Annotated in this window: 14 protein-coding genes; 5 read left to right on the top strand and 9 right to left on the bottom strand. The window is 69.1% G+C overall.

Annotation, left to right across the window (positions count from 1 at the left end):
• The first annotated feature begins 413 nt into the window (after window positions 1–413).
• Window positions 414–860, top strand: a complete 447-nt coding sequence (locus ACO2Q0_RS11935; protein WP_423351746.1) for an RrF2 family transcriptional regulator — start codon at window positions 414–416, stop codon at window positions 858–860.
• A gap of 93 nt (window positions 861–953) precedes the next feature.
• Here ACO2Q0_RS11935 and ACO2Q0_RS11930 read toward each other — a convergent pair whose 3' ends face one another.
• From ACO2Q0_RS11930 to ACO2Q0_RS11920, 3 genes are all read right to left on the bottom strand, one after another.
• A complete protein-coding gene (locus ACO2Q0_RS11930; protein WP_423351745.1) occupies window positions 954–1,382 on the bottom strand; it encodes a CBS domain-containing protein in 429 nt (142 codons plus the stop codon).
• 99 nt (window positions 1,383–1,481) lie between these two features.
• Window positions 1,482–2,189: a rhomboid family intramembrane serine protease gene (locus tag ACO2Q0_RS11925; protein ID WP_423351744.1), complete on the bottom strand. Its 708-nt coding sequence runs from the start codon at window positions 2,187–2,189 to the stop codon at window positions 1,482–1,484.
• 50 nt (window positions 2,190–2,239) lie between these two features.
• The gene (locus ACO2Q0_RS11920; RefSeq protein ID WP_423351743.1) at window positions 2,240–3,070 is read right to left on the bottom strand and encodes an SDR family NAD(P)-dependent oxidoreductase; all 831 of its coding nucleotides are present in this window, start codon (window positions 3,068–3,070) and stop codon (window positions 2,240–2,242) included.
• A gap of 152 nt (window positions 3,071–3,222) precedes the next feature.
• Between ACO2Q0_RS11920 and ACO2Q0_RS11915 the strand changes: the two genes are divergently transcribed.
• On the top strand, window positions 3,223–6,057 hold the full coding sequence (locus tag ACO2Q0_RS11915; protein WP_423351742.1) for a M16 family metallopeptidase: 2,835 nt from the start codon (window positions 3,223–3,225) through the stop codon (window positions 6,055–6,057).
• Between the two features lie 3 nt (window positions 6,058–6,060).
• Here the strand turns inward: ACO2Q0_RS11915 and ACO2Q0_RS11910 are convergent, their stop codons facing one another.
• The 5 genes from ACO2Q0_RS11910 to ACO2Q0_RS11890 all read right to left on the bottom strand — a co-directional run bounded on the left by ACO2Q0_RS11910 (window position 6,061) and on the right by ACO2Q0_RS11890 (window position 10,758).
• Complete coding sequence (locus ACO2Q0_RS11910; protein ID WP_423351741.1) at window positions 6,061–7,725, bottom strand: choline dehydrogenase; 1,665 nt, start codon at window positions 7,723–7,725, stop codon at window positions 6,061–6,063.
• Between the two features lie 81 nt (window positions 7,726–7,806).
• Complete coding sequence (locus tag ACO2Q0_RS11905) at window positions 7,807–8,886, bottom strand: DUF3667 domain-containing protein (RefSeq protein ID WP_423352265.1); 1,080 nt, start codon at window positions 8,884–8,886, stop codon at window positions 7,807–7,809.
• 70 nt (window positions 8,887–8,956) lie between these two features.
• Window positions 8,957–9,739: an enoyl-CoA hydratase-related protein gene (locus tag ACO2Q0_RS11900; protein WP_423351740.1), complete on the bottom strand. Its 783-nt coding sequence runs from the start codon at window positions 9,737–9,739 to the stop codon at window positions 8,957–8,959.
• Window positions 9,740–9,772: 33 nt separating this feature from the next.
• Window positions 9,773–10,228: a DUF805 domain-containing protein gene (locus ACO2Q0_RS11895; RefSeq protein WP_423351739.1), complete on the bottom strand. Its 456-nt coding sequence runs from the start codon at window positions 10,226–10,228 to the stop codon at window positions 9,773–9,775.
• Window positions 10,225–10,758 carry a gamma carbonic anhydrase family protein gene (locus tag ACO2Q0_RS11890; protein WP_423351738.1) on the bottom strand — a complete coding sequence of 178 codons (534 nt, stop codon included), beginning with the start codon at window positions 10,756–10,758 and terminating at the stop codon, window positions 10,225–10,227. The genes ACO2Q0_RS11895 and ACO2Q0_RS11890 overlap by 4 nt, the downstream gene beginning before the upstream one ends.
• Window positions 10,759–11,075: 317 nt before the next feature.
• Between ACO2Q0_RS11890 and ACO2Q0_RS11885 the strand changes: the two genes are divergently transcribed.
• Entirely contained in the window at window positions 11,076–11,840 is a 765-nt protein-coding gene (locus tag ACO2Q0_RS11885; RefSeq protein ID WP_423351737.1) for a PhoH family protein, read from the top strand.
• Between the two features lie 21 nt (window positions 11,841–11,861).
• Here ACO2Q0_RS11885 and ACO2Q0_RS11880 read toward each other — a convergent pair whose 3' ends face one another.
• The gene (locus ACO2Q0_RS11880) at window positions 11,862–12,104 is read right to left on the bottom strand and encodes a DUF5961 family protein (protein ID WP_423351736.1); all 243 of its coding nucleotides are present in this window, start codon (window positions 12,102–12,104) and stop codon (window positions 11,862–11,864) included.
• Window positions 12,105–12,320: 216 nt separating this feature from the next.
• Here ACO2Q0_RS11880 and ACO2Q0_RS11875 point away from each other — a divergent pair, with 216 nt between their 5' ends.
• Both ACO2Q0_RS11875 and ACO2Q0_RS11870 read left to right on the top strand, forming a co-directional pair.
• Entirely contained in the window at window positions 12,321–12,518 is a 198-nt protein-coding gene (locus ACO2Q0_RS11875) for a hypothetical protein (protein WP_423351735.1), read from the top strand.
• 195 nt (window positions 12,519–12,713) lie between these two features.
• Window positions 12,714–15,383 (top strand): family 16 glycosylhydrolase, encoded by a 2,670-nt coding sequence (locus ACO2Q0_RS11870; RefSeq protein ID WP_423351734.1) that lies wholly within the window; start codon window positions 12,714–12,716, stop codon window positions 15,381–15,383.
• Window positions 15,384–15,525: the final 142 nt, after the last annotated feature.

Here is a 15,525-nt window from a genome sequence, read left to right as displayed (position 1 = left end):
ACCGATCCACGGACACGTCCGCTTCTTCGGGTCGAACAGCTCCGAAACGTTCCGGAAGCGGAAGCTTCCATCCTGTTCCGGCGCTGCGGCCGATGCTCGGAGATAGGTCGATTAGCAGAGCGATTTCAAGAACTTAGGTTCTCGTTCTCGTCTCTTCATCGGCCCGCCCCCGAGCGGGAGGCGGCTATCTAGTTGGCCCCCGGAGCCCCGTCAACAGCGTTCCGAAAACTTTCGGAAGAGCGTTGATATCGGGAGGTCGGGAGCCCTGCCGCCAGAGGCTCACAGATGGGGCTGCGGCCTCGTCTTATAAGGGGGTGCGGCGGCCTGGCGCGGCGGACGCTCGCGGCGCCTTCCTTGCGCCGGCGGCCCGCGCCCGTCACAAACCCTCTCTCTTATAGGGAGGCGCCACCGGGATGCTGTCGCAGAAGGCCAAGTATGCGTTGCGCGCGCTCGTCGAGCTCGCCCGGGGCGACGGCGCCCAGCTCTCGGCCGGCGAGCTTTCCACGCGGGCGGGCGCGCCGCGCAAGTTCCTGGAGGCGATCCTCCTGGAGCTGTCCCGCAACCAGATCGTGGTCAGCCGCCGCGGCAAGTTCGGCGGCTACACCCTGGCGCGTCCCCCCCGCGAGATCGCCTTCGCCGAGATCATTCGGGTCATCGATGGTCCCCTGGCGCTGGCGCCCTGTGTCTCGCCGCGACTCGGCTTCCGCAAGTGCGCCGACTGTCCGGACCTGGAGACCTGCACGCTGCGCGAGGCGCTGGCCCGCGCCCGCGACGCCACCGCCGACGTGCTCGAGGCCTACACCCTGGCGGACGCGGCCCGGACGGGCGCAGCCGAATCCCCTCACCCGCTGCTGAGCTAACAACGAAAACGGGCGAGGAAGGCGCGCTTTGCGTCTTCCTCGCCCTTTCGCCGGCGGGCAGCCGGCTTCCAGCCCTCGCTCGGAGGGTATCTCCTAACTGGCGGCGATGTAGGCCTTCAGGCCGTCGGCCTCGGCCTCCACCTCGGAAATCTTCGACTTCACCAGGTCGCCGATCGAGACGATCCCGACCAGGCGCTCGGCCTTGCAGACCGGCAGGTGGCGGATCCGGCGATCGGTCATCCGGCCCAGCAGGCCGTCGACCGTCTCGCCGGGCTCGGCGAACAGCACATTCGCGGTCATGTAGTCGGACACCGGCCGCTCCAGCGCCCGTGGGCCATCCTCGGCCACGGCGCGGACGACGTCCCGTTCGGAGACGATGCCCACCACGCGCTCGGCGTCCATGACGACGAGGGCGCCAACGTTCCTGGAATGGAGCAGTTCGGCGACGGCCGCGAGCGTCTCGCCCGGCCGCGTGGTGAACACGCTGTCGCCCTTGGTCCGGAGTATCTGTGAGACCAACATCGGGTCTCTCCCATCCGTTACTGGGAGAACACCGTTGCTCAGAACGTGCCAGGGTTCAACGCTGCAACCTGCGGTCTCACGCACGCGTGAAGCGGGCACCTAGGTCCGGCGGGCGATCCAGGCGAAGGGACCGAACAGCAGGACGCCTGCGATGAAGCCGGCGATGTGCGCTTCCCACGCCACCGCCGCGCTCTCAGCTCCCGGCAGCAGGCCCGAGCCCAGCAGGCCGATCACTGCGTTGATCGCGAACCATACGCCGCCCATGCCCAGCACGGTGCGCGAGAGGATCGGCCCCGGTCGACCATGGCCCGCCATCAGCCGTGCGGCTCCGCCCATCAGCCCCGACACCGCCCCCGAGGCGCCCAGAAGCGCGCTTTGCTCGCCGGGATGAAGCGCCACATAGCCGAGGCTCGAGAGCGCGCCGCACGTCAGATAGAAGAGCATGAACAACGCCGCGCCGGAGAGGCGACCGCCGAAGTACCGGCCGACGGGCGTGCCGAAGGCGAGGCAGAAGCCGGCGTTCATCAGCACATGCGTCCAGTTGCCATGAAGGAAGAGCGCGGTGAACAGCCGCTCCCATCGGCCCTCCTCCAGCAGCGCCGGAGAGAAGGCGTAGGACATGGCCACGGCCGGCAGCGGGAAACGGCTCTGGAAGGCATAGCCGCCGATGAGGACGGCGGTGAGCAACAGCACGATCCACGGCGCGTTGAATACCGGCTCCGGCGTCCGGCGGCGTTCCGGCTGCTCGCGGTGGGGCGGCAGGCGCGGACCTCCGTCCGCCGGCGCTTCGAAACGGGCGACGTGCATCGCCTCCATGTAGGCCGTCTTGGCCGCCGACGCGAGCGGCCTCGCCGGCGCTATTCCTTGGCCGGCTTGGTCATCTCGCCGTGGAAAGCGGCCTTGGCGGTGTCAGGCATCGCGGCGGCCATACCCACCTGGACCTTGTTCTTCACCCCGGCGACGACCTGGGCGCGGTCATGCTCCAGCGCGTGGAAGGCGGCCTTGGCGACCATCGCGGGATCGTCCTTGTTCATCTGCCCTGCCCGCGTGTCCTCGAGCCCGGCGCGCTCGAAGAATTCGGTCTCGGTCGGCCCGGGCATCAGGACGGTGACGCCGACGCCGGTGTCCGAGAGTTCGTTGCGCAGCGCGTGCCCGAACGAGCGCAGGAACGCTTTGGTCGCGGCATAGACCGCCTCGCGAGGGCCCGGTAGCACGCCGGCGATCGAGGAGGTGATCAGGATCTGGCCGCGGTCGCGCTCCACCATCTCGCGGACAACGCGCTTTATCAGATGCACCTGGCCGCTGACGTTCAGCTCGATCATGTGCAGTTCGTCGTCGAGGTCGGTCTCGCGGGCGAAGTCGCCGCCGACGCCGACCCCCGCGTTGGCGGCCAGCACGTCGATGGGGCGGCCGAGGGCCTGCAGCTCTCCGGCGAGTTGTTCAACGCCCTCGTAGGTGGAGAGATCGGCGGAGACGGTGCGCACCTGCGATCCCGCGTCGGGGCCAAGGCCGCTCAGCGCTTGCGCCGCCTCGCCGAGGACGCCCACATCCTCGGCGCAGATCACCAGATCGTAGCCATGCTCGGCGAACTCCCGCGCCAGTTCGAAGCCGATGCCTTTGGAGCCGCCGGTCACCACGGCGAGCGGCCGCAGGCCGGACGCGTTATCGTTCTCGAAGTCCATGGACATGGCGAAATCTCCCGTGCGCTCCACCTCTGATCGTACGGCCGCCCCGATGGTTCCTAAGGCTCCGCCACATCTGCGTCGGGAGAGCGCCTTGCGATGGCCCTCGGGGTCCGCGATGGTGGCGCGGCCTTGAAGGACTTCCCGGGACAATCCGAATGAACCGCTCTCTGCGTGCGGGCCTCGCGCTCGGCACGGCGCTGCTGTTTGCCGCCCAACCCGCCCTCGCCGCCCAGCCGGCGCGCTGGCCGCAGGCGGCGTCGGACCTCAGGGCCGACCCCGCGGTCCGTTTCGGCGTCCTGCCGAACGGCATGCGCTACGCCATCCGCAAGCAGTCGATCCCGCCGGGCCAGGCCTCGCTTCGCCTGCGCATCGACGCCGGCGCCATGATGGAGACCGACGCCCAGCAGGGCCTCGCCCACTTCCTCGAGCACATGGCGTTCAACGGCTCGAAGAACGTCAAGGAAGGCGAGATGACCAAGATGCTGGAGCGTCTTGGCCTGGCGTTCGGCCCGGACACCAACGCCTCGACCGGCTTCGGCGAGACCATCTATATGCTGGAGCTGCCGAAGACCGACCCCGAGACCGTCGACACCTCGCTCATGCTCATGCGCGAGTCGGCCTCGAACCTGCTGATCGAACAGCCGGCGGTCGACCGCGAGCGCGGCGTCGTGCTGTCGGAGGAGCGGGCCCGCGACACGCCGGGCTACCGGATCGTCAAGGAACGCCTCGCCTTCTGGCTGAAGGGCCAGCGGCTGCCGCAGCGGATGCCCATAGGAAAGGTCGAGGTGCTGAAGACCGCGCCGGCGGCCCAGGTCGCCGACTTCTATCACCGGTACTATCGGCCGGAGCGGGCCGTGTTCGTGGCGGTGGGCGACTTCGACGTCGACGCGATGGAGGCGAAGATCCGCGCCCGGTTCTCGGACTGGAAGGGCGTCGGGCCGGCCGGCGCCGATCCCGAGCAGGGCAAGGTCGCGCCGCGCGGCCCCGAGGCCAAGCTGATGGTGGAGCCGGGCGCCCAGCTCTCGCTGCAGATCGCCTGGGTGGCCAAGCCCGACCTTTCGCCCGACACCGAAGCCAAGCGGAAGCGCGACCTTGTGGAGAGCCTCGCTCTGGCGACGCTCAATCGCCGCTATTCGCGCCTGGCGCGCGGTGCGAACCCGCCCTTCATCGGCGCCACCGCCTACACCTTCCAGCAGGAGGACGAGGCCGACGTCGCGGTCGTGAGCGTGGCGGCCGAACCGGGCCGCTGGGCCGAGGCCATGGCGGCGGCCGAGCAGGAGCAGCGCCGGGCGCTCACCTACGGCATCCGTCAGGACGAGCTCGATCGCGAGATCACCGAGATGCGCGCCCTGCTCCGCACCGCCGTCGCGGGCGCGAACACCCGACGCCAGGCCGAGCTCGCCAACGAGATCGTCGCGTCGCTCGACGACGACCAGGTGGTCACGGCGCCGGCGGACGATCTGGCGCTGTTCGAGGAGGCGGTGAAGGGCCTGACCGCGGCCACCGCGTCAGCGGCGCTGAAGTCCGCCTTCCACGGCGGCGGCCCGCTGGTCTTCATGGCGACGCCAAAGCCGGTCGAAGGCGGTGATGCGGCCCTGATGGCCGCCTTCCAAGCCTCGCAGAAGACCCCCGTGCAGCCGCCGGCCGAGGCCTCCGCCGTCTCGTGGCCGTACGAGAGCTTCGGGCCGCCTGGCCAGGTCGCCGAGCGACGCGAGGTCGCCGACATGGGCGCGACCTTCATCCGCTTCGCCAATGGCGTGCGCCTCACCGTGAAGCCCACGAAGTTCCGCGACGACGAGGTGCTGGTGCGCGTCAACGTGGGCGACGGCCTGCTGGACCTTTCGTCCACACGCCAGAGCCCGAGCTGGGCGGCCAGCGCGCTGGTCGAAGGCGGCCTCAAGAAAATCGAGACCGACGACATGGAGCGGGTGCTGGCCGACAAGGTGTTCGGGGCCCGCTTCGGCCTCGGCGACGACGCCTTCGTCTTCTCAGGCTCCACGCGACCGGGCGACCTGCCCACCCAGATGCAGGTGCTGGCGGCCTATGTCGCCGAGCCGGGCTTTCGCGACGAAGCCTTCCAGCGGCTGAAGACGGCCGGCAAGACCATCCACGACCAGTTCGAGTCCACCGACAGCGGCGTCCTGAGCCGCGACCTGTCAGGCCTGCTGCATGGCGGCGACCGCCGCTGGACCTTCCCGAGCCGGGAGGAGATCGCGAGCGCCAAGCTGTCGGACCTGACCGGTCAGGTCGCGCCGCATCTCGCCGATGGCAGGATCGAGGTGGTGATCGTGGGCGACATCACCGTGGACCAGGCTCTGGCCGCCACGGCCACGACGTTCGGCGCCCTGCCCGCCCGCCCCGAAGCGCCCGCCGTGCCCGAGGCTGCGAAGAAGGTGGCCTTCCCGAAGGGCGGCGGCGCCCCGCTGGTCCTGACCCACAAGGGCCGCGCCGACCAGTCCATCGGCTATGTCGCCTGGCCCACGACCGACTACTGGGCCGATCCCCAGCGGGCCCGCGAGACGGCGGTGATGAGCGAGGTGCTGAGCCTGCGGCTGCTCGACGAGCTGCGCGAGGCCCAGGGCGCGACCTACTCGCCGAACGTGGGCGTCAACCACAGCATGGTCTGGCAAGGCTGGGGCTATGTGGCCGCCAGCGTCGAGGTGCCGCCCGAGAAGCTGCCGGCCTTCTTCGACGACGTCGCCAAGATCGTCGCCGATCTGAAGGCCAAGCCGCCGACGGCCGACGAGCTGCAGCGAGCCAAGTCGCCCCGCCTGGAGCGGCTGCAGAAGGCGCGCGTCACCAACCAGTACTGGCTGGCCGAGCTCTCCGGCGCCCAGTTCGAGCCGCGCCGGCTGGAGACGATCCGCGAGACCATCGCTGGCACCCAGAAGGTGACCGCCGACGACGTGCAGCGCGCCGCGCGGACGTGGCTGAAGGACGAGACCGCCTTCAAGCTGATCGTGCGGCCCGAGGCCGGACAGCCCAAGTAGGCTCTAGGCGGCCGCCTTCTCGTCGCCGAACACCGGCGCATCCTCGGCCGGCAGGAACGCGCGGCCGCGGATGGCGTCGGAGATCTTCTCCGCGACCATGATGGTGGGCGCGTTGGTGTTGCCGCCCACGAGGGTCGGCATGACCGAGGCGTCGACAACCCGCAGGCCCTCCAGGCCCTGGACCCGGCACTCGCCGTCCACGACCGCCATGGCGTCGCCCGCCGCGCCCATCCGGCAGGTGCCCACCGGGTGGTAGATCGTCTCGGCCGCGCGGCGGATCCAGGCGTCGATCTCGGCGTCGGTCTTCACGTCCTTGCCGGGCGCGTACTCCGAGCCGCGGTAGGGGTCGAGCGCCGCCTGGGCGGCGACGTCGCGCATCATCTTCACGCCTTCCCGCATGGCGCGGCGGTCCTCTTCCGCCGAGAGGTAGTTGGCGAAGATCGCGGGATCGGCCAGCGGATCGGCGCTCTTGAGGCCCACCTTGCCGCGGCTCTCGGGCCGCAACTGGCAGACGTGGAAGGTGAAGCCGTCCTTCTCCACCTGCACCTTGCCGTGGTCCTGCATGATGGCGAGCACCGTGTGGACCTGCAGGTCGGGCCGGTCGAGATCGGGCCGCGATCGCAGGAAGGCGCCGCTCTCCAGGAAGTTCTCCCGGCCGATCCCCTGACCGCGCAGCATGTAGTCGAGCCCCACGAAGAGCTGCTTCACGCCCTTGCGCATGGAATAGACGGTGATCGGCTGCGGGCATTCCCACGACAGGCAGGCGTCGAGATGGTCCTGCAGGTTGGCGCCCACCCCCTTGGATTCGTGCACCAGCTTCACGCCGTGCGCCGTCAGATCGTCCGGGTCGCCGATGCCCGACAGCTGCAGGATGTGCGGCGACTGCACCGCGCCGGCGGCCACGATCACCTCGGCGTCGGCATGGATCGCCCGGGCAGGCTTCTTGCCCTCCACCACTTCAACGCCGATCGCGCGGCCGTTCTCGACCAGCACCCGCGTGGTGCGCGCGCCCGTCAGGCAGGTCAGGTTCGGCCGCTTCAGGATCGGGTGCAGATAGCCGCGCGCCGCGCTCCAGCGCTGACCGTCGCGGATGGTCATCTGATACGGACCCCAGCCTTCCTGCTGGTAGCCGTTGAAGTCGCTCGTCACCGGATGGCCGGCCTGCGCCCCGGCCTCGATGGCCGCGCGATAGATCGGGTTCGGCGAACTGGCCTTGGAGACGTGCAGCGGGCCCTCGGCGCCGTGCCAGGAATCCGCCCCGCCCTCGAAGGTCTCTGAGCGCTTGAAGTACGGCAGCACGTCGGCGTAGCCCCAGCCGGCGAGACCCATCTGCCGCCACTGGTCGTAGTCGCGGGCGTGGCCGCGGATGTAGATCATGCCGTTGATCGACGACGACCCGCCCCAGCCCTTGCCGCGCGGCCACCAGAGGCGGCGGTTGTCGAGGTGCGGCTCGGGTTCGGTCCAGAAGCCCCAGTTGAACGGCCCCTGCTTGCCGATCAGGCTCCCGACGCCGGCCGGCATGCGCACCAGCAGCGAGGCGTCCTTGCCGCCCGCCTCCAGCAGCAGCACCCGCGTGCCGGGGTCCTCGGTGAGGCGGTTCGCGAGCACGCAGCCGGCCGAGCCCGCGCCGACGATGATGTAGTCATAGCGTTCGCCAGAGCCGGGCATGGGCGCGTCCTCGTTCACCTCGTTCTGCGGCAAAGGTGACGCAGGCGTCAGGTTCTTGCAAGCGCGTCCCTGCGTCAGCCTCTAGGCCGAGAGCACCGTCACCGCGGCCACGAACAGCCCGAGGGCGAAGGTGCAGAACCACAGCAGGAACCACGTCCGCCAAAGCGCCGAGAACGTGCGCAGGCCGTAGGCGCCCTTGAGCTGGTAGTACATGTGCACGGGGATCGCGAACGGCAGGGTCATCCAGAGCAGCGCCGAGACGATGCCGCCGATCCGCGTTCCGATGGCCAGCGCCATGACCAGCCAGGAGATGAAGGTCAACGAGTATAGGACGAACACCCCGTGGTCGTAGAGCGTGAAGCCGCGCTTCCAGAGGAACAGCGAGGCCACGAAGGGGATCGAGATCGGGATCAGCAGGAACGAGAACTTATAGAAGGCCTGCTGCAGCTTGTAGAGCGCGAGCTCGGGGTTCTCGAGCTTGTGCCGGATCTTCTCGTCCAGCTTCTTGTTGCCGGTGTTGACCGCGTCGGCGGCGTCGGAGCCGATCACCGTCCTGATGTCGGTCCTGACGCGCGCGGTGTCGGTGACGTTTCCGATCTGCTCGCCGGCGGTCTCGGCCGCCGCCCGGGCGCGGTCGACGCGGGCCTGGGCCGCGGCCTTGTTCTCGGGCGTGGCCTTCTCCAGGGCGACCTCGGCGTTGGCCAGTTCGGTGTTCTTGCGCGCCAGGTCGGCCGTGGCCAGGGCCTGCTGGCCCACGACGCTGTTGCCGCCGTCCACGGGGAAATAGCTCAGCCCCATGAAGAGCACGAACATCGTGAACAGGAACATGGCCATCGGCGAGACGTAGCGGGTGCGCTTGCCGTGCACCCACTCGCGCGTCAGCCGGCCCGGCCGGAACGCGAGCAGCGGAACGGTCCGCCAGAAGCGGCTGTCGAAGTGCATGACCCCGTGCAGCACCTCCTCGCCGAGATGCAGCAGGGTGCGGTGCAGGTGGGCGGGCTGGCCGCAGCTGGAGCAGAACCGGCCGTGAATCTCGGCGCCGCAGTCGGTGCAGATGTGCTGGGCCTCGCCGGCCTTGCCCGCCGGCTTCTCGACGGCCGCGCCGAGCCCGCCGCCATGCACCGCTCCCGCCACGGCCCCCGCCGCGTCCACATCGACCATACGCACCCCCGTCGTCGCGGCGAACTGTGGCGGGATTGCCGCCGCGGAACAAGGCTCCGTCAGCCGCCGGCTAGCGCCCCTTCCACTGCGGTGGGCGCTTCTGGGCGAAGGCCAGCGGGCCTTCCTTGAAGTCCTCCGAGGTGAACAAGGCCTCCACGGCCGGATACTTGTTCTGGCCGCGGATGGCCGCTTCGAGGCTGGCCTCGTCCAGGCCGCGATAGACGGCCTCCTTGGACGCGCGCACCGACATCGGCGAGAGCTCGCAGATCTGCTTGGCCCATTCGCGCGCCGTCCGCATCAGGTCCTGGGGCGCGGTCACCTCGGCCACGAAGCCAAGCTCCTTGCCCTCCGCCGCCGAGACGCGGCGGGCGGTGAGGATCATGGCCATGGCCCGCTTCGTGCCGATGGCCCGCGGCAGCCGGTGCAGTCCTCCGGCCAGCGCCGCCAGGCCGACCCGCGGTTCGGGAAGGGCGAAGGTCGCCGCTTCCGAGGCGATGATGATGTCGCAGGCGAGTGCGATCTCGAACCCGCCGCCCATGGCGACGCCGTTGACCGCCGCGATCAGAGGCTTGGTCAGGTCGAACCGCGAGGTCAGGCCCGCGAAGCCCGACGGCGGGCTCTTCATCTCCCCGCCGGACGCCTGGTGCTTGAGGTCGTTGCCGGCCGAGAACGCCCGGTCGCCCGCGCCGGTGACGATGCCCACCCACTGCTCGGGATCGGCGGCGAAGGCGTCGAACGCCTCGTGCAGCTCGAAGTGCGCCGGCGAATGCAGCGCATTCATCACCTCGGGCCGGTTCAGGATGAAGGTGGTGATCGGGCCTTCCCGCTCCACCCGGATGAACTCATAGGCCATCGGCGCCTCCCTCCGCATTTATATAGAGGGCGATCAGGCGCCGGGCGCCGCAGCGTCCGTCAAGCCGGCTTCGGGAGCAGCCTTGGAGGGCAGCAAGGCCAGTTGGACCATCACGAACAGGCCGAGAAGCATGCCGGCGATCTGGATGGCGTTTCCGAGCACCAAGCGGTCGGCGTCATCGGCCATACGGAGGACGTGCGGAGCAGCCAGAGCCCATGCGGGGAGTACGGCGTACCACCACGGGGACATTCGCCGATCGCGCAACCGACGGATCGACACCGGCGCGAGCAACAGCCCAAGGACGACGTTCTGCAGCGCCAGCAGCAGCCAATTCTGCCAGGCCGACACCGCCAAATAGATCAGGCCGGTCGCAAACCCGAGCACCAGCAAGGTCACGTGGAGCACGCCGCAGAAGGCCGCCACCGTCCACCACTCCCGGCGACTCGCCGTCCCTTTCAGTGAGAGGAATGTGTGCAAGGGGCCGGTCATCTCGGAACCACCGCGAGCTCCCGCCGATAGCGCTTCCAGTTCTCCACATAGTGGTGGGCGCCGGCCGCCATGACCATGGCCTGCTGTTCGCTGACCTCGCGCACCACCTTGCCCGGCGCGCCCATGACCAGAGAGTTGTCGGGGATCTCCTTGCCTTCGGTGATCAGGCAGTTGGCGCCGATGAGGCAGTTCCGCCCGATCTTCGCGCCGTTCAGGATGATCGACCCGATGCCGACCAGCGTGTTGTCGCCGATGCTGCAGCCGTGAAGCATCACCATGTGGCCCACGGTGACGTTCGCGCCGACCGTCAGCGGCGAGCCGGCATCGGTGTGCAGCACGCTGCCGTCCTGCACATTGGAGTTCTCGCCGATGACGATGGGGTCGTTGTCGCCGCGCAGCGTCGCGCCCCACCACACCGACGCGTTCTTCTTGAGAATCACATTGCCCATCACGGCCGCGGTGGGCGCTATCCAGTATTCGTCATCATTCGGCAACTCAGGTGTCACATTGCCTAAGTTGTAGACACTCATCGGGCCACCTTATTTCTTTTCGCGAATGGGCTGTTTAACGACTCGGAAAGGACGTTAGGCTCATTCTAGTCGGGCGATTCGAGAGGGCGATAGGTCTCTCGGTAGCCGCCGCGGGGCATAAGCTCCGCGCCTCGCGCTGGACGGAGTTGGATGGCGCCTGGTCTGTTGGTCCCCCGGGGCTCACCGCCCGGATCCGAACTGAGCCGCGAGCCTGCCGGCCGCGCACGCCGCCGCCGCCATTTCCGCCATCACCCACGCATCGAAGGGCGATCCCAAGCACGGGACGCCCTTTTTTCTTGCCCCCTGAGGAGGCCCTGATGAGCAAGCGAGCCCTGAAGCGACAGCTGCGCGAAGGCGCGTTCGACGCCGGTCAGTTCGACAGCGACGATAAGGTGCGCAGGCTCCCGCTCGATCGCGGCTGGTCGCCCCTCGCCCACCACAACGATGACCGCGAGCAGGGCTACCTGAAGACCATCAAGGCCAAGTCGCCCGGCCAGCAGGAGCTGATCGAGGCCATCGACAACAAGAACCTGGTCATGGCGCTGGGCCCCGCGGGCACCGGCAAGACCTATCTGGCCATCGCCAAGGCCGTGGAGGCGCTAGAGAGCGGCCGCGTCGGCCGGATCGTGCTGTCGCGTCCCGCCGTCGAGGCGGGCGAGTCCATCGGCTTCCTGCCGGGCGACGCCGAGGACAAGCTCGCGCCCTACCTGCGGCCGCTCTACGACGCCCTCTCCGACCGCCTCTCGATGAAGCGGGTCCGAGCCTTGATGGCGGAAGGCGCCATCGAGATCGCGCCGGTCGGGTTCATGCGCGGGCGGACGCTGAACAACGCCTTCGTGGTCATCGACGAAGCCCAGAACTGCACCTACGTGCAGCTCAAGATGCTGCTGACCCGCCTGGGCTGGCATTCGACCATGGTGGTGACCGGCGACCCGAACCAGTCCGACCTGCTGCCCGAGCTTTCCGGCCTCGGCCCCGTGGCCGACCGGCTTCAGGAGGTGGGCAACATCGCGGTCGTGCGTCTGGCCGAGCGGGACATCGTCCGCCATCCGCTCGTGGCCGAGATGCTCGGGGTCCTCTGAATCAGGCCGGCGGCGCCCTGCTCAGCAGGGCGCCGTCTCCCCGGTCTCGAGATCGATGCGAAAGCACTGCCGCTCGCCGGTCTCGCAATCCTCCACCAGCAATTGGACCTCGTCGTCGGCGTCGGGCTCGGGGTGGGCGTCTTCCAGGAAATGCAGCGCGGCGTCTTCGAAACTGACGCCCTCGACGATATGCCCATGGTTCGGAGCGTCGGCCCGCGGATGGACCGAGAACCGTCGTTGCAGCGTGTCGAAACCGGCGCGCATCAGAAGCTCCTTCGCGTGCCGCCGTAACGCCCGGAGCGGAAAAAGGACCCATGGCTCCGCTTGCAACCGCGACAACCTGTCGCTACTCAACCGGCGCTCGGCGGGCCTGCTTTCGGTTGGCGCGCCGACGCGGCCCCGACCCTGACAGGCGAAGTCAGCTTCCGTTCAGGCGCGGAGGGGTCACGTTCGGACGTATCCCGAGGCCGTTCCACGCCGATGAGCAATTCCGAGTCCGTAGAGCCGACACCGCCCGAGGCGGGAGAGAGCCACCCCTCGCCGCACGACGAGGCTCAACGCGCCGCCGACGGACTTAAGGATCAGATCGCCGCCGTCCGCGACCGGATTCGGCAGGCCCGCGACGCCCTCACCGAACACGCCCGCCGCGAGAACGAAGGCCGCAGCTTCAAGAAGTGAGGCGCGGCCGGCCCGTTCGTCGTCCGCCCGACGACGGGCGCATGGCGAAACCCGCCAGAACGCACCACGGCCACAGGCGATCCTACAGCCACGCTGCGGTGTGGCGGTCGCGCCATTTCCGGCGCCGGTTGAACGTCACCGGTGAACCCCGAGGCCCCGTCGCGTGTTGAGGCGACGTTTCTCGGAGCTGTACAAATGCCCTATTACAACGCCCGCGGCGTGCTCATGCCGGAGAGCGCGCCGGAGTCCGGCCGCGTGGCCGGCACGAGCGCCGGCGGCGAGACCATCACCGCCCCGCCCGGCAACACGTCCGTTTCGGGCGAAGGCGGCGGCGATACGCTGATCGGCTCCTCGGGCGACAACCGCTTCTGGATCACCCATCCGAACGACCGGATCATCGAGAACGCCGGCGGCGGGATCGACACCGTCACAGCGTGGTCGCCCGCCAAGCTCCCGGCCAATGCCGAGAACCTCGTGGTCAACGGCGCCTTCAACTACGCCGTGGGCAACGAGCTTGCGAACCTCATCACGGTCGACGACGCCAGCCACTGGATCTACGGCGCCGGCGGCGACGACGTGCTGGTCGGCGCCGCCAGCCAGCGCACCACCTTCATGGTCCGCGCGGGCGAAGGTTCGGACGTCATCTACAACTGGAACGGCAACAGCCAGCTCCACCTCTCGGGCTACGGCCTCAGCACCGCCGCCCAGGTGCGCGCCGCCATGCGGCAGGAAGGCGCCGACGTCGTCCTTCACTTCGGCAACGGCGAGACCCTGACGATCCGCGACGAGACCCTAGCCAGCATCAGCGACCGGCAGTTCCTGCTCCCGCTCGACACCTCGAAGCTGGGCGCCGTCACCTTCCAGGACGAGTTCAACGGCCTGTCGCTCTACGATCCCTCCACGGGCTCGGGCCAGTGGCGCGCCGACTTCGGCGGCAACCTGAAGGACCAGTGGGCCTACACCCTCGTCTCCAACGGCGAGCAGCAGGTCTATGTGAAGCCGGGCTTCCAGGGCCGGGGCGACCAGGACATCGAGGTCAACCCGTTCTCAGTCACGGGCGGCGTCCTGACCATCACGGCGACCCGCACGTCCGGGGAAGACGCCTATGCGACCTGGAACCGCGACTTCACCTCCGGGATGCTGAACACCCTGGGCTCGTTCGAGCAGAAGTACGGCTACTTCGAGATCCGCGCCGAGCTGCCGACCGCCGTCGGCTCCTGGCCGGCCTTCTGGATGATCCCCAAGACCGCCGACGGCTCGGTTGAGGGGGACATCATGGAGGGCCTGGCGGCGACGCCGAACTACCACTACGCCCGGGCCTTGGGCGGCGACGGCACGATCTACGACAACGCCTACAAGATCGACCCGTCCGGCTTCCACACCTATGGCATGCTGTGGACTGCGGAGACCGTCACCTTCTACTACGACGGCCAGGCGGTGCTGACCGGCGCGACGCCCGCCAACTGGACCTCGCCGATGAGCCTGATCGTCAACCTGGCGGTCGGCGGCTGGGGCGGCAATCCGGACTTCGGCGCCTTCCCCGCCCAGCTCAAGGTGGACTACGTCCGCGCCTACGCGCTGGCCGACGGGTCGAGCGTCGTGAACCATCTCACGCCGGAGGCGCCGGCCGCGACGCTGAAGTCGGCCGGGTCTTCCGCCGGCGCGGTGAACACGCCGGTGACCTTCGCCGACACCGGCCAGGCGGTGACGTCCGCCAAGGTCGCCGTCTTCGCTTCGAAGCCCGCCGCCCTCGGCGCGGAGAAGACCTTCGTCGTGTGGGAGGACGCCGGCGCGGTGTTCGGCGCGGTCTGGAACGGCTCGGGCTACGGTCAGGCCACCGCCCTCATGGCCGGCTCCGCCGGCCAGTTCAGCGGCACGGGGACCTGGCTCACCACCGGCAAGGTGGTCGTCGGCTACCGCGTTGGCGGCGAGGCCTGGGCGCTCGTTTTCGATCCCGTGAAGAACACCCTGGTGAAGCAGGAGCTGGGCGCGGCGGTCGGCGACCTGCGGTTCGTCGCCACCGGCTCGGGCGGCTTCGTGGCGAGCTGGGATGCGCCCGACGGCTCGGTGATGGGCCGGGCCTATGACGAGTACGCCTACGGCGGCGACGTGCCCGGCTGGTACGGCCCGACGCGCCAGCTCGCGGGAGACATCACGGGCGTCACCGCCTCGGGCCAGGTCATCGCCGGCGGCGAGCTCTACACCATCCACGGCGCCTCGCTGGTTCCGGGCGGAGGAAGCGGCGGCTCGCCGGGCGACGACACCCTGACCGGCCAGCGCCTGTTCGGCGGCGCCGGGAACGACACGCTCACCGGCACCGCCGGACAGGACTACCTCCGCGGCGAGGACGGCAACGACCGCCTGTACGGGGCCGACGGCTTCGACGACATGCACGGCAACTGGGGCGAAGACACCCTCTACGGCGGCCTCGGCGGCGACTGGGTGGTCGGCGGCCAGGGTAACGACCTGCTGTATGGCGAAGACGAGCACGACGTGGTGCTGGGCAACCTCGGCAACGACACCGTCGACGGGGGCCTCGGCGACGACTGGGTCCGCGGCGGCCAGGGCGACGACAGCGTCGTGGCGAGCTGGGGGAACGACTGGCTCGCCGGCGATCGCGGGAACGACACGCTTTCGGGCGGTGGGGGCGCGGACATCTTCCACAGCTGGGGCGATGCGGGCCTCGACCGGGTGATCGACTTCAACCGCGCCGAAGGCGACCGCGTGAACCTGCTGGCAGGCACGACCTACCAGGTCAGCCAGGGCGCGGAGGGCGTCGTGATCAGTATGACCGGCGGCGGCCAGATGGTGCTGGTGGGCGTCCAGCTCTCGACCCTGGATTCCGGCTGGATCTACGTCGGGTAAGTCTCTTCAGGTAATGGTCAAGCTTCGTCAATTCGGAGCTTGGCCATACGTGTCTTCCGGGCACGATTTCGGAAGAAAGCGAAGCTCACGCGAACTTCAATGAACCGAGGCTTCACTTCGGAGTTTCCGAGCCCGGTCAGTA

Origin of the sequence: Phenylobacterium sp. VNQ135 (genome assembly GCF_049445735.1) — a bacterium.
In the GTDB taxonomy this organism is placed as follows: domain Bacteria; phylum Pseudomonadota; class Alphaproteobacteria; order Caulobacterales; family Caulobacteraceae; genus Phenylobacterium.
This window is presented reverse-complemented; position numbering and strand designations above follow the sequence as displayed.